Source organism: Actinoplanes sp. NPDC051346, assembly GCF_040682215.1.
Taxonomy (GTDB): domain Bacteria; phylum Actinomycetota; class Actinomycetes; order Mycobacteriales; family Micromonosporaceae; genus Actinoplanes.
Genome location: NZ_JBFBAJ010000018.1, coordinates 43916 through 65073, shown reverse-complemented (window position 1 = coordinate 65073; position 21158 = coordinate 43916). Strand labels below are relative to the sequence as shown.

General features: G+C 70.4%; 18 protein-coding genes and 1 pseudogene. 9 read left to right on the top strand and 10 right to left on the bottom strand.

The annotated features are described in order from the left end of the window. Positions 1–3: 3 nt before the first annotated feature. Positions 4–1026 (bottom strand): heat-inducible transcriptional repressor HrcA, encoded by a 1023-nt coding sequence (hrcA, locus tag AB0M36_RS32995; protein ID WP_364165746.1) that lies wholly within the window; start codon positions 1024–1026, stop codon positions 4–6. A 177-nt stretch (positions 1027–1203) separates the two neighbouring features. Here hrcA and AB0M36_RS32990 point away from each other — a divergent pair, with 177 nt between their 5' ends. Further along, entirely contained in the window at positions 1204–1845 is a 642-nt protein-coding gene (locus AB0M36_RS32990) for a DUF4870 domain-containing protein (RefSeq protein ID WP_364165743.1), read from the top strand. A gap of 39 nt (positions 1846–1884) precedes the next feature. On the opposite strand, the gene hemW is transcribed toward AB0M36_RS32990, so the two are convergent. Further along, on the bottom strand, positions 1885–3084 hold the full coding sequence (gene hemW, locus AB0M36_RS32985; protein ID WP_364165740.1) for a radical SAM family heme chaperone HemW: 1200 nt from the start codon (positions 3082–3084) through the stop codon (positions 1885–1887). 36 nt (positions 3085–3120) lie between these two features. On the opposite strand from hemW, the gene AB0M36_RS32980 reads away from it, so the two are divergent. The 3 genes from AB0M36_RS32980 (at position 3121) to AB0M36_RS32970 (ending at position 6594) form a co-directional block, all read left to right on the top strand. Next, positions 3121–3891 (top strand): enoyl-CoA hydratase-related protein, encoded by a 771-nt coding sequence (locus tag AB0M36_RS32980; RefSeq protein ID WP_364165737.1) that lies wholly within the window; start codon positions 3121–3123, stop codon positions 3889–3891. 54 nt (positions 3892–3945) lie between these two features. Further along, positions 3946–4785, top strand: a complete 840-nt coding sequence (locus AB0M36_RS32975) for a hypothetical protein (protein ID WP_364165734.1) — start codon at positions 3946–3948, stop codon at positions 4783–4785. A 138-nt stretch (positions 4786–4923) separates the two neighbouring features. Then, positions 4924–6594, top strand: coding sequence for a PAS domain S-box protein (locus tag AB0M36_RS32970; RefSeq protein ID WP_364165731.1), 1671 nt, complete (start codon positions 4924–4926; stop codon positions 6592–6594). Positions 6595–7007: 413 nt separating this feature from the next. Here AB0M36_RS32970 and AB0M36_RS32965 read toward each other — a convergent pair whose 3' ends face one another. From AB0M36_RS32965 to AB0M36_RS32950, 4 genes are all read right to left on the bottom strand, one after another. Beyond that, entirely contained in the window at positions 7008–7286 is a 279-nt protein-coding gene (locus tag AB0M36_RS32965) for a GlsB/YeaQ/YmgE family stress response membrane protein (protein WP_364165728.1), read from the bottom strand. 635 nt (positions 7287–7921) lie between these two features. Then, the gene (lepA, locus tag AB0M36_RS32960) at positions 7922–9802 is read right to left on the bottom strand and encodes a translation elongation factor 4 (protein WP_364165725.1); all 1881 of its coding nucleotides are present in this window, start codon (positions 9800–9802) and stop codon (positions 7922–7924) included. Positions 9803–9956: 154 nt separating this feature from the next. Continuing rightward, positions 9957–11027, bottom strand: a complete 1071-nt coding sequence (locus AB0M36_RS32955; RefSeq protein WP_364165722.1) for a transcription elongation factor — start codon at positions 11025–11027, stop codon at positions 9957–9959. A 232-nt stretch (positions 11028–11259) separates the two neighbouring features. After that, a complete protein-coding gene (locus AB0M36_RS32950) occupies positions 11260–11793 on the bottom strand; it encodes a DUF4240 domain-containing protein (RefSeq protein WP_364165719.1) in 534 nt (177 codons plus the stop codon). A gap of 125 nt (positions 11794–11918) precedes the next feature. On the opposite strand from AB0M36_RS32950, the gene AB0M36_RS32945 reads away from it, so the two are divergent. Together AB0M36_RS32945 and rpsT are read left to right on the top strand one after the other, a co-directional pair. Beyond that, on the top strand, positions 11919–12806 hold the full coding sequence (locus AB0M36_RS32945; protein WP_364165716.1) for a phosphotransferase: 888 nt from the start codon (positions 11919–11921) through the stop codon (positions 12804–12806). 555 nt (positions 12807–13361) lie between these two features. Further along, a complete protein-coding gene (gene rpsT / locus AB0M36_RS32940) occupies positions 13362–13628 on the top strand; it encodes a 30S ribosomal protein S20 (RefSeq protein ID WP_106129403.1) in 267 nt (88 codons plus the stop codon). A gap of 981 nt (positions 13629–14609) precedes the next feature. Here the strand turns inward: rpsT and AB0M36_RS32935 are convergent. Then, the gene (locus AB0M36_RS32935; protein ID WP_364165712.1) at positions 14610–15368 is read right to left on the bottom strand and encodes a DUF4396 domain-containing protein; all 759 of its coding nucleotides are present in this window, start codon (positions 15366–15368) and stop codon (positions 14610–14612) included. 445 nt (positions 15369–15813) lie between these two features. Here AB0M36_RS32935 and holA point away from each other — a divergent pair, with 445 nt between their 5' ends. The 3 genes and pseudogenes from holA to AB0M36_RS32920 all read left to right on the top strand — a co-directional run bounded on the left by holA (position 15814) and on the right by AB0M36_RS32920 (position 18874). Further along, on the top strand, positions 15814–16788 hold the full coding sequence (gene holA, locus AB0M36_RS32930; RefSeq protein ID WP_364165710.1) for a DNA polymerase III subunit delta: 975 nt from the start codon (positions 15814–15816) through the stop codon (positions 16786–16788). After that, positions 16785–17021: pseudogene (locus tag AB0M36_RS32925) on the top strand (hypothetical protein); the annotation flags it as partial. The gene holA and the pseudogene AB0M36_RS32925, both read left to right, overlap by 4 nt. 1424 nt (positions 17022–18445) lie before the next feature. Next, positions 18446–18874 (top strand): GNAT family N-acetyltransferase, encoded by a 429-nt coding sequence (locus tag AB0M36_RS32920; protein WP_364165707.1) that lies wholly within the window; start codon positions 18446–18448, stop codon positions 18872–18874. A gap of 455 nt (positions 18875–19329) precedes the next feature. Here the strand turns inward: AB0M36_RS32920 and AB0M36_RS32915 are convergent, their stop codons facing one another. Genes AB0M36_RS32915 through AB0M36_RS32905 form a run of 3 tightly spaced genes read right to left on the bottom strand, consistent with a single transcriptional unit; the run spans position 19330 to position 21079 of the window. Further along, positions 19330–20286 (bottom strand): glycoside hydrolase domain-containing protein, encoded by a 957-nt coding sequence (locus AB0M36_RS32915; RefSeq protein WP_364165704.1) that lies wholly within the window; start codon positions 20284–20286, stop codon positions 19330–19332. Continuing rightward, a complete protein-coding gene (locus AB0M36_RS32910) occupies positions 20262–20537 on the bottom strand; it encodes a hypothetical protein (protein ID WP_364165701.1) in 276 nt (91 codons plus the stop codon). Before AB0M36_RS32910 ends, AB0M36_RS32915 begins: the two co-directional genes overlap by 25 nt. A 14-nt stretch (positions 20538–20551) precedes the next feature. Beyond that, on the bottom strand, positions 20552–21079 hold the full coding sequence (locus tag AB0M36_RS32905) for a hypothetical protein (protein ID WP_364165698.1): 528 nt from the start codon (positions 21077–21079) through the stop codon (positions 20552–20554). Positions 21080–21158: the final 79 nt, after the last annotated feature.

Sequence of the window (21158 nt, the reverse complement as noted above, 5' to 3'; positions counted from 1 at the left end):
GCTTCAGTTCTGGGCCAGCAGATCGCCAACGTAGCGTGCCACGGCACGCACCGTGGCGATGGTGCCGGGGTAGTCCATCCGAGTCGGCCCCAGCACGCCGAGGCCACCAACGATTGTCGTACCCGGTCCGTAACCGGTGCTCACCACCGACGCCGCCCGGAGATTGTCGATCTCGTTCTCGTCGCCGATGCGGACCCGGGTGGTGCTGGGCTCCACTTCGCCGATGAGCTTGAGCAGGATGACCTCCTCCTCGAGAGCCTCCAGCACGGGACGCAGCGAACCCTGGAAATCCAGGACGCCGCCGCGGGTCAGGTTGGCCGTGCCGGCCAGGGCGAGACGTTCGTCACTGCGCTCGACCAGGGTCTCCAGGAGCACGGAGGCGACGCACGCCACGGTGTTGCGCTTCTCCGGGGCGGACTCGTCGACCAGCGCCTGCACCAGCGGCGGCGTGTCGGCGAGCTTCACCCCGGTCAACTTCGCGTTGACCTTGCGCCGCATGTCGAGCACGTCGTCGGGGCCGGTCGGCGCGGGCAGCTCGACGAGCCGCTGCTCGACCCGACCGGTGTCGGCGATCATCACGAGCATGATCCGGGTGGTGGAGATCGGCACCAGCTCGAGGTGCCGCACGGAGGAGCGGGACAAACTCGGATATTGCACCACGGCGACCTGGCGGGTGAGCTGGGCGAGCAGGCGCACCGTGCGGTGCACCACGTCGTCCAGGTCGACCGCGCCGGCCAGGAACCGCTCGATGGCCCGCCGCTCGGCCGGGCTCAGCGCTTTGACCCGCGACAACCGGTCCACGAAGAGCCGGTAGCCGGCGTCGGTGGGCACCCGACCCGCACTGGTGTGCGGCTGGCGGATGTAACCCTCCTCCTCCAGCACGGCCATGTCGTTGCGGACGGTGGCCGGGGAGACGCCGAGCTGGCGGCGCTCGACGAGGGCTTTGCTGCCCACCGGCTCCTGGGTGGCGACGTAGTCCTCGACGATGGCGCGGAGCACCTCGAGCTTGCGGTCATCGAGACTCATGACCCCTCCACCCTGTCCCCTGGCACTCCGTCAAGTCGAGTGCCAGTCTACGACGCCCCCGGTCGCCGCGCGATGATCGACCGATGATGCAGAGGCTACTTAGCCGAGTGTCTATTCTTCGACCTGGGCCGGGTGTTGCCCTCGCCACGATCGGCCCGCGGTCCTACCGTGTGGGCCATGACTGAACCGCCGCGCCCGCCCGGTGAGGGAAATCCCTCGGACCCCACCGCGCCTTTCCACCAGTATCCGGGCAGCCAGGGCTCGGCCCCGCCGCCGCCCCCGGCCTACGGATCCCCCCAGCCTCCGTCCTACGGAGCTCCCCAGCCCCCGCCCTATGGCGCCCCGCCGCCCACCTCCGGCGCCGGCGGGTACGGCCCGCCGCCGAGTTCCGGCGCGGGCGGATACGGACCCCCGCCCGGCTCCGGCTCCCCGTATGGCGCTCCCGGCGCGTACGGCCAGCAGCCCGGCTACCCGTCGAAGGGCTACGGCCAGCCCGGTGGCGACGACAAGACCTGGATCCTGCTCGCGCACTTCGGCGGCATCGTCGTCGGCTTCATCGCTCCGCTGGTAGCGCTCCTGGCCCGGGGCAACGTGTCACCGACGGTCCGTGCGCACGCTGTCGACGCACTCAACTTCCAGATCACCTGGGCGATTGCCACCATCGCGTCCAGCATCCTCGCGGTGTGTTCGGCGGGTCTGCTCTTCTTCCTGCCGTTGGCCGCATGGGTGGTTGTCGTCGTGTTCTCCCTCATCGCCGGCATGAAGGCGAACGAGGGCACGCCGTACAAATATCCGATGTCGATGTCGTTGATCAAGTAGCGCGTGGGGCGGCGTCGGCACTCGGCGGCGCCGCCCAGGTCACACGAGGTCGCGAACTACCGCGTCGGCCAGCAGACGGCCACGCAGGGTCAGAACCGCCCTGCCTTCCCCGTACGCGATCGGTTCGAGAAGTCCGTTTTCCAGGGCCCGCCGGGCGCCGTCCTGGCGGGCCAGGCCGAGCGGCAGCCCGTCGGCCAGCCTCAGCCGCAGCATGACCTCCTCCATCCGGCGGTCCTCGCCGCTGAGCACCTCCCGGCCCAGTCCCGGCGAGACCCCGTCGGCCAGCCGCTTCGCGTACGCGGAAGGGTGCTTGACGTTCCACCACCGCACCCCGCCGACGTGGCTGTGCGCGCCCGGCCCGAGGCCCCACCAGTCGCCGCCGGTCCAGTACAGGCGGTTGTGCCGGCACCGCGCCGCCTCCGACGTGGCCCAGTTGGAGACCTCGTACCAGGAGAATCCCGCCGCCGCGAGGGCCCGCTCGGCGGCCAGGTAGCGATCGGCCGCGACGTCGTCCTCCGGGTACGGCAGTTCGCCGCGGCGCATCCGGCCGGCTATCCGCGTGCCGTCCTCGACGATCAGCGAGTACGCGCTGACATGGTCGACCCCGGCCGCGATCGCGGCGTCGAGCGAGGCGGCGAAGTCGTCCGCGGTCTCCCCGGGCGTCCCGTAGATCAGGTCCAGGTTGACGTGGTCGAACCCGGCTTCCCGGGCCTCCACCGCGGCCTGGGGCGCCCGCCCGGCGGTGTGCCGGCGGTCGAGAATCGCGAGCACGCCGGGCGAGGCCGACTGCATGCCCAGCGAGATGCGGTTGTATCCGGCCTTGCGCAGCGCCTGCAACGAGGCCGGGGTCACCGACTCGGGGTTGGCCTCGGTGGTGATCTCCGCGTCCGCGGCCAGGCCCCAGGTGCGGTCGATGCCCTCCAGGATCCGGCCCAGGTCGCCCGGGTCGAGCAGGGTGGGCGTGCCGCCGCCGACGAAGACCGTGTCGACCCGCGCCCGCAGGATCCCGCCGGCGAGCGCGAGCTCGCGCAGCACCGTGTCCGCGTACTCGTCGCGGCTCGCCCCGCCACCCAGCTCGCTCGCCGTGTACGTGTTGAAGTCGCAGTAGCCGCAGCGGCTCGCGCAGAACGGCACGTGGACGTACACGCCGAAGCCGCCGCGGCCGGCCTCGCGCAACGCCGAGGCGGGCAGCGAACCGTCAGCCGGCACGGGCTCGCCGTCGGGCAGGGGACCAGGCATCTGCCAAGTGTGCACGGGCACCGTTAGGGTTCGGTCATGGCTCTGGTCCGTACCGTCACCGACGCCGGGGTTGCCACCCTGACGCTGGACAGCCCCTCGAACCGCAACGCGCTGTCCTCCCAGCTCATGACCGAACTGCTCAGCGGCCTCAGCGCCGCGCTGACCGACGCCGCCGTCCGGGCGGTGGTGATCTCCCATACCGGCCCGGTGTTCTGCTCCGGGGCCGATCTGAAGGAGACCGCCGAGGCGCGGGAGAACGGCCGGGTCCCCGCCGAACTGCTGGCCGACGTGCTGGCGGCCATCTGGGAGTTCCCCAAGCCCGTGGTGGCCAGGATCGGCGGGCCGGCCCGCGCCGGCGGGCTCGGCCTGGTCGCCGCGGCCGACATCGCCGTCTGCACCCGCGAGACCACGTTCGCCTTCTCCGAGGTGCGGCTCGGCGTGATCCCTTCTGTGATCAGCGCCACCGTGCTGCCCCGGCTGGCTCCCCGGGCCGCCGCGGAGCTCTACCTGACCGGCAACGTGTTCGACGGCGCCCGGGCGGAGCAGATCGGCCTGGTCACCGCCGCGGTCGAGGCCGACGGGCTGGACGCCGCCGTGGGCGCGTACTGCGACGCCCTGGTCAAGGGCGGCCCCCTCGCGCTGGCCGGCACCAAGCAGCTGTTGCGCCGGTCACCGGGCGGGTCCATCCGCGCCGATCTCGCGGAGCTCTCCGAGCGCTCGGCGGCATACTTCAAGTCGGACGAGGGACGCGAGGGCGTGACGGCCTTCCGGGAGAAGCGCCCGGCGAGCTGGGTACCGGTCACGTAAACCACGCGCGATCGTTGTCTACGCTTGTCGTCCGACGACAAGGGGGAGGCTGCGGTGAAGCGGAAGCCGATCGCGATTACCGCGGTGGTCGTGCTCGTCGCCGCCCTCGGGTTGTTCTTCGTCAGCAAGTCCTTCACCGGCGGCCTCAAGCTGCCGCGGCTCGGACCGGAGTGCACGGTCCGAGCCGACGGTGAGGTCACTCTCGACTCGGTCCAGATGGCCAACGCGGCCACGATCTCGGCGGTCGGCATGCGGCGCAAAATGCCCGAACGCGCCGTCGTGGTCGCGCTGGCCACCGCGTTCCAGGAGTCCAAGCTGGAGAATCTGGACACCGGCGACCGCGACTCGGTCGGCCTCTTCCAGCAGCGGCCCAGCCAGGGATGGGGCACCCCGGAGAAGATCCAGGACCCCCGCTACGCGGCGGACAAGTTCTATTCCGCGCTCAAGAAGGTCAAGGGCTGGAAGAAGATGCGGGTCACGGACGCGGCGCAGAAGGTGCAGCGCTCGGCGTACCCGAACGCGTACGAGAAATGGGCCGACGAGTCCGAGGTGCTCGCCAAGGCGCTCACCGGTCGGGCCACCGGCGCGGTGGAGTGCGCGGTCAGCGGCAAACCCACCCTGCGGGGCGCGGCCGCGGCGACGGCCCTGGCGCAGGGTTTCGCCCTCGACTGGGGAGTCGAGGCCCCGAACGCCGCGGACCTCACCGTCGCCGTCAAGGACCCGAGTGCGGGATGGCAGTACGCGCACTGGTTGGTGTCGCACGCCGAATCCACCGGCCTCGAACGGGTACGTTTCGCCGATCGCGAGTGGACCGCACCGGACGGAAAGTGGCAGCCCGTAACCGGCGACCGCCGGGTCGGCAACGGCACTGTCGTGGCCGAGGTATTTCACTGACCTGCGCCGATTCTCGATGCGTCCGCGCATTCACGCGCATTCACGCGGGTTCACGCCGGTCGCGCAACGCTTCCTCGGTCATAGCGCTGCGTATATATCGACATGGACAGACAGCGACCGTGCTGGTACTAGTTATTGGTGCTCCAAGCCCTGGAATGGATCCTGTTCGGAGCCGCGAGCGTCGGAGCCTTCGCCGTCGGGCTGAGCCGCCACCGGCCGGCCCGCCTCGCACCCTGGCTCCTGCTCGCTGCCTCGATCGTCTGCATTTCCGCTGGTGACGCCTGCTACGCGCTGGGCGCCTACGACGCCGCGGCAACCTGCTACCTGACGATGTTCGTCTTCGTGGCGCTGGCGCTGCTGCAGTTCACCCGCAGAGGCGCCCTGCTCATGAGCCGTGCCCGGCTCATCGACCTGCTCGCGGCCGCCTGCGCGGCCCTGCTGGTGGGATGGGTCTTCCTCATCGGCGACAGCGGCCGGCTCGCCGCCCTCTCGTCGACCGACGTCATCGGCTCCCTGCTCCTCATCGGCGTCACCGTCCGGCTGGCGGCGGCTGCCTGGTTCAACTGGTCGGCGCTGCTGCTCTGCACGGGCGCGGTCGGCTTGCTCGCCAGCGACCTCGCGTACGGCCTGCACCCGGCCTGGTACAGCGAGATCGGCTACATGGTCCTCTACCTCGCCTGGGGCGCCGCCGCCCTGCACCCCTCGATGGTCCGCCTGACCAACCCCATCCCGACACGCCCGGCCCCGTGGCAGGGCCGCTGGGCCGCCCTGCTGGGTGTGTCAGTCGCCACACCCCCGCTGGTCCTGCTGGTCGAAGCGGCGTCAGGCACGGTCACCGACGGCGTCGTCATCGCGGTCACGGCCGCCATCACCCTGGTGCTGACGATCACCCGCCTCGCCGACTCGGTCACGCTCAACAGCCAGGCCCTCCTGCGCGAACGAGCCCTCCGCGAGGCCAGCGCGGCCCTGGTCGCCGCGGCGGACGAAGCCGCCGTCGACCGGGCGGTCCGCGGCGCCGTGTCCCAACTCCTGTTCGCGAACGACCTGACCCGCGTCGTGTTCGCCACCGACGACCGCCAACTCACCCTCGCCGCCCTGCCCCCGGCCGCGAACGGCCCCCGCCCACGCAGCTGGTGGCTCAGCCCGACCCGCCCCACCACCCCACCGGGCACCGACACAGACCCCGTGGGCGAGGCCACACTCGTGTGCCCACTCTGGCTGGAACCGCTGGCCGTGGCCCGCCCCAACGGCGGCGCCCTCGTCCTCGAAGGCAACCGCGACACCCTGACCGCCAGCCGCGACGCCCTCGAAGTCCTCGCCGGCCAGGCCGCCCTCGCCCTGGACCGCATCTGCCTGGTCGACGCGGTCGGCCGCCGCGACAGCGACCTCTACCTGCGCGCGGTCATCCGCAACACCGCGGACATCATGCTCGTCGTCGACGACGACCAGGTGATCCGCTACGCCAGCCCCGCCCTCCACGAACTGCTGGGCACCGAGGAACTCCCGCCCTTCGCCACCCTCCTGGACCTGGTCCACCCGGACGACACCAGCCACGTCCGCCGCGCCCTGCGCGAGGACGGCGACGGAGTCCTCTACTGCGCCCTACGCCGCCCGGACGACACCCAGATCCTGGTCGAAGCAACCTACCGCGACCTGCGCGGCGACCGCCTCGTCCAAGGCTGCGTCGTCACAATGCGCGACGTGACACAGGCCCACGACCCGGTCGAGCAGATCCCCCACCTCGGGCACATCGACGCCCTCCCGGCCTGGGTCAACCGCCGCAGCGCCCAGCACAAGTTCCGCTACTGAAGATCTTTTTTCAGATACGGGCACACCCCAGTCCCGTGGCACACACCCGACCCAGGACTCTGGTCCAGACCGTTACGGGCGCGCCGGGCTGACCTGCCACACCCGCCCCTCCGGCCGTGGTGGCGACCCACCTTGACCCTCTCCTCCGGCCGTAGCGGCAACCTGCCTGACCCTCTTCTCCGGCCGTGGGGGCAACCTGCCTGACCCTCTCCTCCGGCCGTAGCGGCAACCTGCCTGACCCTCTTCTCCGGCCGTGGGGGCAACCTGCCTGACCCTCTTCTCCGGCCGTGGGGGCTGACCTGCCTTGGCCCTCTCCAGCGCCCGTGGCGGGTCGGGCATGCGAAACGCCGGGCCCCTTCGGGCCCGGCGTCTCTTGGCAGTGCGGTTCCTACAAGCCCCCGAGGGGCCTGAGGTTAGCGGCGGCTGACACCGCGGCGACCGCCGATGCCGACGACCAGCGCCACACCCAGCGCGGCCAGAACGACCTGGAACAGCAGCTCAGTCCAGTCGACCCCAGCGGTCCGGTCGACACCCACGGCGCGGGCGAGCACGGTGCCCAGCAGCGCGGCCACGACACCGATAACCATCGTGAGCCAGATCGGAATGTTCTGCTTGCCGGGTACGACCAGGCGACCCAGGGCGCCGATAATGAGACCGACGATGAGCGCGGTGATGATGCCGGTGACAGTCATTGGGAGTACCTCCTCGGGGGGTGGAACATTCGTTGCGTCCGTCGAACCGCAGAGTTCCCGAGCACCCGAAAAATCAAACCGCGAATTGCCAGGAAGCTCTCAGCCGCCCGCCGCCCGCAATCCCCCGAAGAGGTCATCGGCGCAGGTCGCGCCCTTCATTCGCTCTGTTACCGATTCCTGGCCACCCGCCGTAATTCCATCGCCCGGGAACCCCACACAACCCACTGACAACACCGTCCACAGGACCCGAAGAGACTGCACCGGCCTTCCTGCCAGAACCCATCCGGCCATCCGGCCACTCAGTGCCACCTCCCGCGACGCCACCTCGCACCTGCTGCCGCTGCCAACCCACCAGCCCGCAGGGCTCAGCCACCGCCCGCACCACCAGCCACGCGGCTCAGCCACTGCTCCCGCCGCCTGCCCTGGGGCTCAACCACTGCTTGCCGCGCGGCTCAGCCGACGCTCGCACCACAGGCCCGCGCGGCTCAGCCGACGCTCGCACCACAGGCCCGCGCGGCTCAGCCGACGCTCGCAAGCTGCTGCCGCGCCACCAGCCACTACCGCGCCACCACCCGGTCGGGGGCATGCCTCAACGCGGCACCCCCATTTTTGCGGGGCGCCGCTGGGGGCGGGGGCTACTTCTTGGCGGCGCCCTTGGTGTCGGGGCCGTCTGAGGTGGAGAGCGCGGCGATGAAGGCCTCCTGCGGCACCTCGACCCGGCCGACCATCTTCATCCGCTTCTTGCCTTCCTTCTGCTTCTCGAGCAGCTTGCGCTTACGGCTGATGTCACCGCCGTAGCACTTGGCGAGCACGTCCTTGCGGATGGCGCGGATCGTTTCGCGGGCGATGATCCGGCTGCCGATGGCCGCCTGGATCGGCACCTCGAACTGCTGGCGCGGGATCAGCTTCTGCAGCTTGGAGGCGATCGTGACGCCGTAGTTGTAGGCCTTGTCCTTGTGCACGATCGCGCTGAACGCGTCGACCGGCTCGCCGTGCAGGAGGATGTCGACCTTCACCAGGTCGGCCACCTGCTCGCCGGAGGGTTCGTAGTCGAGTGACGCGTACCCCTTGGTCTTGCTCTTGAGCTGGTCGAAGAAGTCAAAAATGATCTCCGCGAGCGGCAGGGTGTAGCGCAGTTCGACCCGCTCGGAGGAGAGGTACTCCATGCCGAGGAGGCTGCCGCGGCGGCTCTGGCACAGCTCCATGACCGCGCCCACGTACTCGTTGGGCACCAGCACCGTCGCCCGGACCACCGGCTCGTGGATCTCGGCGATCTTGCCGGTCGGGAATTCGCTGGGGTTGGTGACGACGAATTCCTGCATGTCCTCGGTGATCACCTGATAGACCACGTTCGGCGCGGTGGAGATCAGGTCGAGGTTGAACTCCCGCTCCAGCCGCTCACCGATGATCTCCAGGTGCAGCAGGCCAAGGAAGCCGCACCGGAACCCGAAGCCGAGCGCCGCGGACGTCTCCGGCTCGTAGGTGAGCGCGGCGTCGTTGAGCTTGAGCTTGTCGAGCGCGTCACGCAGCGCCGGGTAGTCGGAGCCGTCGATCGGATACAGCCCTGAGTACACCATCGGGCGCGGGTCCTTGTAGCCGCCGAGCGCCTCCTGGGCGGGACGCGCGTTGCCGGTGACGGTGTCGCCGACCCGGGACTGCCGCACGTCCTTCACACCGGTGATCAGGTAGCCGACCTCGCCGACCCCGAGCGCGCCGGCCTTCTCCATCTCGGGAGAGACGACCCCGATCTCGAGAAGCTCGTGTACGGCCCCGGTCGACATCATCTTGATCCGGTCGCGAGCCTCGATCCGCCCGTCGATGACCCGCACATAGGTGACGACGCCGCGGTACACGTCGTACACGGAGTCGAAGATCATCGCCCGGGCGGGCCCCGCCGCGTCACCGACCGGCGGCTGGAACTGCCGGACGATCTCGTCGAGCAGGTGCCCGACCCCCTCGCCCGTCTTGCCGGAGACCCGCAGCACGTCACTGGGCTCACACCCGATGAGCTTGGCGAGCTCCTCGCCATACTTCTCCGGCTGGGCGGCGGGAAGATCGATCTTGTTCAGTACGGGGATGATGTGCAGATCGTTCTCCATGGCCAGATACAGGTTGGCCAGGGTCTGCGCCTCGATCCCCTGCGCGGCGTCGACCAGGAGAACCGCCCCTTCACAGGCGGCAAGGCTGCGGGACACCTCGTAGGTGAAGTCGACGTGCCCGGGAGTGTCGATCATGTTGAGGACGGCGGACTCACCCGTCTGCTCACCCTCGCGAACGACCCAGGGCATGCGCACGGCCTGGCTCTTGATCGTGATGCCACGCTCACGCTCGATGTCCATGCGGTCGAGATACTGAGCCCGCATCTGCCGCGGGTCGACCACGCCGGTGATCTGCAGCATCCGGTCGGCCAAGGTCGACTTGCCGTGGTCGATGTGAGCGATGATGCAGAAGTTGCGGATACGACCTGGATCGGTCGCTCCGATGATGTTCACGCCGGGGTCGAGCGGTCCAGGCACGTTCGTCCGTTCTTCTCACGCAGGTCAGATCTGCCGACTGGCAACCGGCACGAGGTCCGGCCCTCCTATCGTCCCACGTCCCGAACCCACCCCGGACAAGACCCGATCCTCCCCCGCCTCGTAAGACCCCGAAACCCACCCCGCCACGGCCGTCTCACACCCGATCCAGCGCCCGACGCGGCCCCACCGCCGGCAACTCGACGGCAATGTCGTCACCGGGCCGAATCGTCCCGCCGCGCAGCACAACGGCCATCACGCCGGCCTTGCGCACGACATTCCCCTCGGCATCCTTGCCCAGCACCTGCCTGAGCAGCCCACTCCGGAACCGATTGATCTGCTGGCAGGGATTACGCAGCCCGGTCACCACAACAGCGGGCCGCAAATCCCCCCTGCCACCCCGAGCCTCCTCAGCCGCGACGACGGCCGCCAGCACCGCGACAACATCCTCGCCAGAGCCGTCGAGCGACGCCCTCCGAGCGGCAACAACAACGTCGGCCGGGCTACCACCGACCGCCGCGCTACCACCGACCGCCACGCCACCACCGTGGGTCGCGCCACCACCGACCGCCGAGCCACCACCGACCGCCGAGCCACCACCGTGGGTCGCGCTACCGCCGTCGACCAACCCACCACCCGTCGGCGCACCGCCCTCGCCGACCAGGCCACTACCCACCGGCGCGCCACCACCGTCGACCAAGCCACCACTCACCGGCGCGCCGCCATCGTCGGCCGAGCCACCACCCACCGGGGCACCGCCGCCGTCGACCAAGCCACCACCCACCAGGGCACCGCCGCCGGTCGAGCCACCACCCATCGGCGCATCGCCGCTCGCCGCCACGATGTCGCTCGCCGGGACGTCGCGATCCACCGCGTTTGGCGTCTCGTCGCTTTCATTCGCCGCGTCCGACGGCGACTCCGGGACGGGGGGCCCGAAGCGGAGGATCGTTCCACATGGGAGCGCGAGCAGATCGATGCCCGCGGTGGTTACGTTCTCCCCCAGTCCGCCCGGCGGGACGTCGTAACCAAGGTCGCGCACCTGTTCGTGCAGCTCGGCGTGGATCAGGTGCACCTGCCGCAGGTTGGGCTGGGTCGGATCGGCGGCGACCCTGCTTCGGTGCCGAACCGTGACGCCGGCGTGCACGTCACCGCGGACGCCGAGGCCGGCGACCAGCTCGATCGCCTCGTGCTGGGGCTTGCTGAAGGAATAGGCGTCGTTACGACTCACGGCCACGACCCTGCCCCGCGGAGGCGGCGCGGGCCGGGCAGCCGGCCGTGGATCCGGCGCGGTCGCAGACGACCGTGTCGGCGGAGCGTGCCGTGCTGCGGCTGGCGGCCACCGTGCGACGTCATGCTGAGGCACGCTCATGGCTTCGGTCTGTTCAATTCACACATCCGTCCTCGATGCGAATCCTCACCGTTGCCCACCATGGACGGCGGGCGTGTCCGTGGCCGCGTGCCTATTCCGGCGGCTCGAGGAAGAGGGATGACAAGCGTGGCAGGCGACGCTGCATCTCCTCCTCGTCGTCGAAATCCCAGAGCATCGACGCGTCAGGGCGGGTTGGGGCGGCCTCGCCGGGCGGCAGCTCGTCGCCCGTCGCCTCGCGGTGGGCCACCTGGGCGATCGTCAGGATTTCCTCCGCCTCGAACACCGCGCCGGTCGAGGCAGCGGCGCGGACGGCGGGTAGGTCGGCGAGGGAGTCGGGGTCGCGGACGGCTCGGGCCAGGACCTCCCGGCCGTTGGCGATCAGCCAACCCCGAAAGTGGTCGAAACCGTCGTCCGAGCAGCCGCCGTTGATCAGGTAGGCCGCAGCCCACAGATCCTCCTTGCCGGAGGCGGCCATCACCTTGTCGAGGTGCCGGCCCCACGCCACGATCTCGGCGGGATCGCGCCCGGTCAGGTCGGCGACCGCCCGCTTCGCCACCTCGTCGGGCGAACCCGGCCGGTCGGCGGTGGCCCGGTCGATGACCGCCCAGAAGTCGTCCGTTCTCATGGGCGACAGCCTGCCAGCCGGGTACGACAAAAGCGGGGAGGCAGGATGGGGGCATGCGTCCGATATCGCTGCCCGAGGTCGCTTACGGTGCTACGGCCGTACGTCCGCATTGGGGGGATTTGCCGTTGACCCTGCGGGATGCGATCGAAGCGCGGCTCGGCGCCCGGGTGACCGCCTCGACCACCGCAGGCGGGGGCTTCACCAGGGCTTTCGCGGCCGTTGTCGAGACATCGGCCGGCGAACGCGCGTTCCTCAAGGCGGCTCCGCTGACTCAACCCGATGCCGATGCGTACGCCCGTGAGGCGGTCGTCACATCGGCGCTGCCGCCACAGGTACGGGCACCACGGCTCCGGTGGGCGATGGCCACGGAAGGGCACTACGTGCTGTGTTTGGACGCGCTCGACGGGCGCGTACCCGAACTGCCGTGGAAACCGGACGACCTCGCGGCAGCGTTGCGGGCCTGGCAGACGGCGTCCGCCGCGTTGTCTCTGCCGACGACGCCCGGGCTGCCGAGGCTGAGCGACATCGTGAGCGGCGAATTGTCCTGGTGGTCGGAGATCGCCGGCGGGCGGGCCCCACTCCCACCAGCACCCCCGTGGGTCCGCGAGCGCCTTGACGACCTGGCGCACCTCGAGCAAGGGCTGCCGGCCCTGGTCGCCGGGCCTGGCATGCTCCACGGCGACCTGCGGATAGACAACGTCATGATCGACGGGTACGGGGAAGCCTGGCTCTGCGACTGGACCTGGCCATGCCTGGGCGCCCCCTGGTTCGACACGGTGAGCCTGCTGGTCACGGCGTACGCCAGCGGACTCGACGCGGATGGCCTGCTCGCGCCGTGGGAGGCGCCGGCGGCGGGCGTGGACGGGACCCTGGCGGCGATGAGCGGCTACTGGCTGACCCGGGCGGCCAGCGGGCCGAGCACCGCCTCACCGCACAGCCGGCAGCACCAGAGGTTCAGCGGGGAACAGGCGCTGGCGTGGCTCGCCGCCCGGCGCGGATGGCAGCCTCGCTGAGCTATGCGTGGGACTGTCTCGCGCGGAGGCGGGACGGATCGCTTCGTCCCGGCTGACGACGCGGGGCAGCCCTTCTCGGCGCGACCACGGGTGGCGTTCTCAGCGCGCCCACGGACGGCGTTCTCAGCGCGCCCACGGACGGCCTTCTCGGCGCGACCACAGACGGCCTTCGCAGCGCGACCACAGACGGCCTTCTCAGCGCGACCGTAGAGGGCCTTGTCGGCACGACCACGGGCGGCAGCAATTCGGGTGCCGCGTGGCCGAGGTAGGCGCGGGCGGATCCGGCCCGGCTCCGCGCCTCGGGTCCGCCAGCCGAGGCGGTGTCGACCCTGGCCACATCGGCGATGTCGGGCAGGGTCGCGACCACCGCTCTACGGCCCGCTTCGGCGACGAGCTACCGTTTCGTTGCGCGGACCGGCTTGGCGGACGGCTCGATTTGGGCGGGCCCGATCAGGCCTGATACATTGGTTCGTCGCGTGTGGTGATGCGCTGCTGCTTGCCGTCGTCGCCACCGTCCGAGTACATCATCCGAACTAGTCAGGACAAGGCTGTCGCGTGGCGAACATCAAGTCCCAGATCAAGCGCAACCGGCAGAACGAGAAGGCCCGGCTGCGCAACAAGTCGGTCAAGTCGTCGCTGAAGACCGTGATTCGCAAGCTGAACGAGGCGAGCGAGGCCGGCAACAGCGAGACGGCTACCGCGCTGCTGCGTGACGCCTCGCGCCAGCTCGACAAGGCCGTGAGCAAGGGCGTCATTCACAAGAACCAGGCGGCGAACCGCAAGTCGGCCATCGCCAAGCGGGTCGCCTCGCTGTCTGCCTGATCACTGACCTACCACGGTCGCGCCTTGAAGCGTGATCGGGTCATAGATCACATCTCCGGGCACCGCCGGACCTTCGGGTTCAGCGGTGCCTGAGTTGTATCCGGACTCACGCCCCTGGACAGTTTCGATCTCTGGGCGCCTTTCCGGCCACCACCTCCCTGGCCGCCTACTCCCCTGTTCCTCTCCGGGGATGCCTTTCGCGGCCGTGCCCGCCTGCGCGCGCCGCCCCAGCCGCCGGCTGCTCGGTCGCCGCATGCGAGCCGCCGGACGCGCGCCTTGGGCTGCTCACCTGCCGCCGCCCGCACCTGCCGTGCTCCGGCCGGGCTTGTCGCGCCGTGCTGCGGCCGGACTTGTCGCGCCCCTGCCGGCTGCTCACCTGCCGCCGCCCGCACCTGCCGTGCTCCGGCCGGGCTTGTCGCGCCGTGCTGCGGCCGGACTTGTCGCGCCCCTGCCGGCTGCTTACCTGCCGCCGCCCGCGCCTGCCGTGCTCCGGCCGGAAGTTGTCGCGCTCTGCCGGCTGCTCGCCCGCCGGCCTCGCGCCTGTCGTGCGTCTGCCACCTGCCGCCCGCCGCACGTCTGCCACCCCACCGCCGCGCGCTTGCCGCGGCCGCACATCTGCCGCCCACCGCGCGACTGCCGCCCACCGCCGCGCGCTTGCCGCGGCCGCACATCTGCCGCCCACCGCGCGACTGCCGCTGCCGCGCGACTGCCGCTGCCACGTGACTGCCGCTGCCACGTGACTGCCGCTGCCACGTGACTGCCGCTGCCACGTGACTACCGCTGCCACGTGACTGCTACCCGCTGCCCGCCTGCTCGCCGCACGGCCGGGTCGCGGTCCAGCCCGCCGCCGCACGAACGGCCCTGCCAACCTGCGGCCGAGCGAGCCCCTTACCCAGCGCAGCCGGTCCCTGGCCAAGCTGCCATCAGTCACACCCCGCCGACCGTCCGGGCCCGCGGCCCAGCGACTGACGCTGCATTGAGTCAGTGGTGATGGTAGTGATGGACCACCGCGTGCCCCCTGCCTCGGGAGATCATCCATCGGTTGATCGGCACCGTGAGTATGAATGCCACGGCGAGGGAGGACCCGAGCGAAACCCAGAACAAGCCGTCCGCCAAGCCTGCCTCCATCGCGCCGGGCACGGCCAGCATGACGGTGTTGTCCAGAAGCTCCATCACAGCGATCGACACCGTGTCCGCGGCGAGGGCGACCTTCACTGCGGCGCGTACGCCGAGACGCGCCCTGAGCAGGGGACGCATCGTCAACGCATACCCGAAGATGAACGCCAGTGCTACCGCCAGGAGCACCGTCGGGCCGGCGGACCAGCCCAGTGCGGTGCCGATGACCATGCCGAGTACTTCTCCGATGGCGCAGCCGGTGAGACAGTGCAGGGTCGCCTGCGCGGCTGTCCGCCACGACGCTCGCGAGTTAGGTGCGCCAAGACCATTAGGAGCGCCACGAGTCCCCGGAGCGCCCGGAGCGCCAAGGGTCCCGGCAGCACCAGAAGCCCCGGCAGCACCAGAAGCCCCGGCAGCACCAGAAGCCCCGGGAGCGCCGGGAGCGCCGGGAGCGCTGGGAGCGCTGGGAGCGCTGGGGACGTGTCGTCCTTCTGGCCGCGACGCCGTTGTGTCCTGCGTCGCGGGGCGGCTGTTCGGCGATCCGGGGATGGCATGACCGGGGTGGGTGTCGCGGTGGGTGGCGGGGTCGGGCGTGTGTCCGGCACGGAAAGTCAAGAACGTCATAGTGGGGCCTCCTCCGGGTCCAGGATACCCCTAGGGGGTATGCATGGCGATCCGCTCAGGGCGCCGATCGACTTCTCGCCTATAGGGTCAATGCGGGGCAAGACGGCAATGCTTGACCAGCGGATCCCGCCCGGATGCGGGCGTGATCAGGTCGGGACGGCAGGTGCTGGGCCGGGTGCTACGGGACGTGGCTGTGTCCGTACTTGAAAAAGCGCGACACGCCCGGATTAAGCCTTGTGTTTGGTTTGACCCCCGGCTATCGGTCGACATGTGCGTCGGATCACGTTGAGCTTGCGGCCGCCTTGTCCCGCCTGATCGAGGCGGTTGCGCAGTCGGTGAGCATGGCGCATTGCCGATATGTCTGGTTTCGCGTTCGATGATCAGACGGCTGCGCGCAGGAGTGAGCCTCGCGGAAGTGTCGGACCAACATGCAAAGATTCTGTACGTGAACAGCGCACCTCCCGCCCCCCTCGTTCTCGTTCTCGGTGACGAGGAGTTGCTGGCTGCACGTGCCATCACCGCGACGGTCGAGGCTGCCCGGGAGCAGGATCCCGGCGCCGACGTCCGGGAGTATGAGGCGGGTCAGCTCAGCGCCGGCGAGGTTGCCGAGATGCTCAGCCCCTCGTTGTTCGGTGGGCGGCGGGTGCTCGTCGTGCGCAGCGGGCAGGACGCCCGTAAGGATCTTGTTTCCGCTCTCCTGGCCTACGCGAAGAGTCCCGACCCCGAGGTGACGCTTGTCGTTGCCCACCTCGGCGCGGCCAAGGGCAAGGCGTTCGCCGACGGGTTGAAGTCCGCGGGGGCGACCGTGGTGCCCGCCGTGAAGCTGAAGGGTGACCGGGAGCGGGTCGCGTTCGTGCGCGATGAATTCCGGCGCCACGGCGGGCGGTGCGACGAGACGGCCGCGGCTGCGCTGTTGCAGGCCGTCGGCACCGACCTGCGGGAGATCGCGGCCGCGTGCTCCCAGTTGCTCGCCGACACCGACGGCAAGATCAGTGCGGGGGTGGTCGCCCGCTACTACAAGGGGCGGGCCGAGGTGAGCGGGTTCGCCGTGGCCGACGCCGCGATGGTCGGCGACGTGCCGGGCGCGTTGGAGGCGTTGCGCTGGGCCCTGCACGTCGGGGTCGATCCCGTGCCGATCGCGGATGCGATCGCCGACGGGGTGCGCACGGTCGCGCGGGTGGCGTCCGCCGGGCGCGGCAATCCCTATCAGCTGGCGAGTTCGCTCGGCATGCCCGCGTGGAAGATCCAGAAGGCCCAGGAACGCAGCCGCGGCTGGACGCCGGAGGGCCTGGTCGACGCGATGCGCGCCGCCGCCGACTGCAACGCCGCCGTCAAGGGCGGTGCCGAGGACCGGGGGTACGCGTTGGAGCAGGCCGTTTTCGCGGTCGCGCAGGCGCGGCAGTCCGGAGGTGCCCGATGACCCGGTCCCGCCGTGCCGGGCTGTCGCGCGACGAGGTTCGTCAACAGCCGCTGTATGCCCGGATGCTCGGCCTGCAATATCTGGCGCCCAGCGGGTTCCTCTGCTTCGTCTTCCTCGAGGGAGCGATCGCGCTCGGTATCCTGCTGGCGCTGGCGGAGCTCGTCAGCTGGTGGGGTGTGCTCGTGCTGCCGGTGACCGTCGCGATCATGGTCAAACTCAACGATGCCGTGGCGGGGGCGTTGACAAGGCCGCAGGTGCGCCCGGCAGGGGCAGGCTCACGAAGCGGTCCGGACCTCGGCGCCCGGGTGCCCGGATCGCGGGGTTCCGACTTCGAGCCCCATACTCGCGGTGCGGAGACGGTGCGGCTTCCCGAATCCCTCATCGCGAAGGTCAACGGTACGCCGCCACTGCGCTCGGCGGCGGCGGCCGAGCAGTCGCCCCACCCCGAAACGGCCGCGCCGCCCGAACGCGAGCCGGTCGACGGCCCGTGGGCGCCGCGCCCCGCAGAGCGGTGGACGCCGGGGACGCCCGGCCGCTTCGCGCCCGCAAGCGCCAGCCATGTCACCCGCGTCGGCACCGACCGGTTCCTCCCAGACAGCGCGACGCCGTTCGGCCCTGACGAGGCGGCGGCCGCGTTCACCCAGGATGGCGGGGACCGGATCGGGCGCGGGGATTCAGGACCGTTTGCGCCAGAAGGCGCCGGTCCGTCCACGTCGGGCGGTGGGGGTTCGTTCTCGTCGGGCGGTGGGGGTTCGTTCTCGTCGGGCGGTGGGGGTTCGTTCTCGTCGGGCAGTGCGGGTTCGTTCGCGTCGGGCAGTGCGGGTTCGTTCGCGTCGGGCAGTGCGGGTTCGTTCGCGTCGGATGGTGCTGGTCCGTTCATCCCCGACAGTGCTGGCCCGGTGGTGCGCGATGATGCGGAACCGTTTGCGCGCGATGGGGACGACCGGTTCGGGCACGAGGGCTGGAACCGGTGGACGGCGCGCGACGGTGAGCAGCGGCTTCCGGCCGGGCCGCCGATCGGTGCGGGAGCTTTCGCCGCCGATGCTGAGGCCGGGGGTGGGGCGGGCGGGCCGCTGTCCGCACCCGATGCCGACGGCGGCGAGCCTGGCATGCTTCATGGTCCGCGCACGGTTCAGCAGTGGGCGAGTCACGTAGACGACCAGCAGCAACGCGCACGACAGTCGGCGGCCCGCCGCTACGAGTAGCGGAGTTCGCGGTGGGTGCGTTCCAGCGTAAGGCTGACTCGGGTGGAGCGTAAGGCTGGCTCGGGCGGAGCGTAAGGCTGGCTCGGGCGGAGGGCGGGGCTGGCTCGGGCGGAGGGCGGGGCTGGCTCGCGCGGAGGGCGGGGCTGGCTCGCGCGAAGCGTGGCCCGGTGAGCTCCAGGCGGGGTCTATGAATTCCGGCATGGGTGACCAAGGCCTCGTCCGGATTCATCGAGACGACTTCCTCAACTGTGGATGGCTAGCCTCAACGCCCATCACGCTTTGGAAGACCGCTCAACGCTGTGTCACCCATTTCGATACTCCGATTGGTCGACTCCGATGGAGCGACCCTGACCATCCTCCTCCACCAGTCGGCGGCGGTTCCGGCCGGACCAGGTCGCAGTGGCCATGAAGAGCTTGGCATCCAGCGGTGGATACTGCGTAGCCTGGCGAGCATGCAGATCGCCGAGGAACGCACGCTGGAGCCGGACGAGGCCTTTGGGCTTTACGACGCGGTCGGTTGGTATGGCTACACGAAGGACGTCGGCAAACTCGTGCGCAGCCTTGCGGGGTCGCATCTGGTGCTTACCGTTCGGAACGCCGACGGCCGCCTGGTGGGGCTCGCCAGGACGGTCTCGGACGGGGAGACCGTCTGTTATCTGCAGGATCTATTGGTGCATCCTGACGCGCAGCGCAGTGGCATCGGCCGCGCCCTGGTCGAGGAACTGAAGCGACGCTACGAACACTGCCGGTTCTTCCTTCTGTCGACAGACGCCGCCGAGTCGCCGGAGGCCGAGATCTCTCACCCCTTCTACCGGGCGCTGGGTTTCGTGGCGCACGAGGATCAGGGCATGGCCGCGTTCGGGTTGCCGGTGAAACGATGAGTGCCTGAGCACCGCGCATTTGGGCACCGGACGACGGAGCGGCGGTAGCGGAAGCGGCAGATAGCGGGCGGGGCCCGCCGACCCCACCCCCGACACGAGCGTGCAACGGACTGGGAGCCGGGCCCGGCGCGGCGACGTCGAGGGAAATCTTGCGTGGGTCCGGCACTGCGGCGGCCACCGGGCGTGCTCACCGCTAAGCTCAGCGCCGCCGTGACCAGCACCGCCGTGACCAGCACCGCCGAGTTCGGGCGGGTCGGAGCCCGGAGGGCGGCCGGCCGCCATGCGCAGTTGGACCCAGCTCAAACCCTGGCGAGCGCGCGACGGCGGCTGCGCCTCGAGCCGTAAGTAGGCGCGGCTCTGTTCGTCGTCGCCAGGCCCCTCCGCCTCGGCGGCGACACCCAGAGCCTCCGAAATCGTCAGGTCGAACTCCTCGCGGAGCAACCGGGCCACTCAGGTCACCTGGCGGCGTTCTGCGGGCGCCTGCTCGGCCAGCGCGAGATCCACGACGTCGCCGTCCGTGAGTGACAGCCCGCGGGATAAGCCGCAACGGCCTCCCAGGCCGTCACCCCCGACCTCCCGACCTCGGGTTCCCGGGCGCCTGCACAGCCACCGCGAGATCCACGACGTCGCCGTCCGCGAGCGGCAGCGCGCGGAATAGCCCGCAACGGCCTCCCCGGGCCGACGCCGTAGGCGGTGTCCACGATTCGGCGTACCGTCTCCTGGGTTTTCCAGGGTTGGCCGAGGCCGTTGTAGAGCCACGGTGCGTGGATTCCCGGCTCGTTCGTCGGGTCGTAGCGCAACAGGTTGCCGCCGAGCACCGGCCAGTTTCCGTTCTCGTCGTGGCAGAGTCCGTCCAGCCGGGTCGCCGCCGCTTCCCTGCCGCCCATGAGTGTGGCCAGGCCGGACACGTTCTGCGGAACCATCCAGGTGTAGGTGGCGCTCGTCCCTTGCGCGAATCCGATGTCCGTCGACGGGCTGGAGCCGGGCTGCCAGCTGCCGTCCGCTCGCCGCGCCGCCTGGTAGCCGACCGCCGGGTTGAAGGTGTTCTTCCAGTAGTCCCCGCGCGGCCGCAACCGCCGGGAGAGGTCGCCGCGGCCGGCCTGCCGCGCCCACATCGCCAGCGAGAAGTCGGCCAGGGATCTCTCCAGCGTCTCGGCGGCACCGCCCCAGCAGTGGCATATGTCGTTGGCCGCGTATCTCAGGGCGAGGTAGGTGTCGAGCGTCGGCCGCTGCCCCACGCATTGTCCCGGGCACCGCGCGTCCGACAGCGCGTCCGGATTTTGCACCGTCGCCTGTCGGACCAGCGAATCCAGGGCCCCGCGGACGTCGAAGTTGCGCACACCCATGGCGTAGTAGGTGGCCAGCGTCGGTGCGGCCGGGTCGCCGGTCATGACATGGTCGCGTCTTTCCACGTGCCGGTCCGGGCGAAGTCACGGTCGAACACCGCGCTGAAGTACAACCGGTAGTAGGAGCGGCGGTTGGCGTTGGACGCTCCCCCACCGTTGCCACGTCGGCCGCAGAAGCCCCCGGTCAACACCGATCCGTGCACCGTACGGGTGGAGGCGTCGATCGAGATCTCGGCGTCCTCGCTGCTGTTGAGCGAATTCGACGCGCGAAACAGCAGGTTGGCGGCCGACCCCACGGGGAACGCGAAGTCACCCACAGCGGCCCGCGTGCTCACCGCGAGGTCGGCCCGCGCGCCCGAATGGCCCGCGCGCCCGAATCGAGTGCGACCGTGTAGCGCCCCGGGCTCGCCGACTCGTTGGCGTGCGAGAACGTCGACGCGTATCGGGCGTCCCGGGTGTCGGCGGTCGGCGAGGTGTCGACGTCGCCCACGAACGGCAGGATCGGCACGTCGCCGGCCGCGCCCGGGTTGCATCCGGCCCCGTTGACGTGGGTGAGACTGAAGCCCCGCACCTTGGTGACCTTGTATTCGTAGCCGTTGGCGGCACCGGTGCTGGTCTGGTCGCCGGTGGTGCTGGTCGGGCTCCACGCGATCATGCCGAAGGGCCGGGTGGCGCCGGGCCAGGTGTTACCACCGCGGGTGGTGCCGACGAAGGGATCCACGTAGGAGGCCGGGTCTTCCACCAGGGGCACGGTGGCGGATCCGCGCCCGGCGACGGCGGGGACGGCGGACGCCAGCGTCACGATCAGAACGGTTCCCATGGCGCCGGCCAGCACGGTGCGCAGAGGCGGCAAGGACATTCGTCACCCCTTCGAGGTCTGCTCGGACCCTAGGACGACGTCGACGGCTACCGATGCCGCTGCGGCGTCTCGTGAGTGA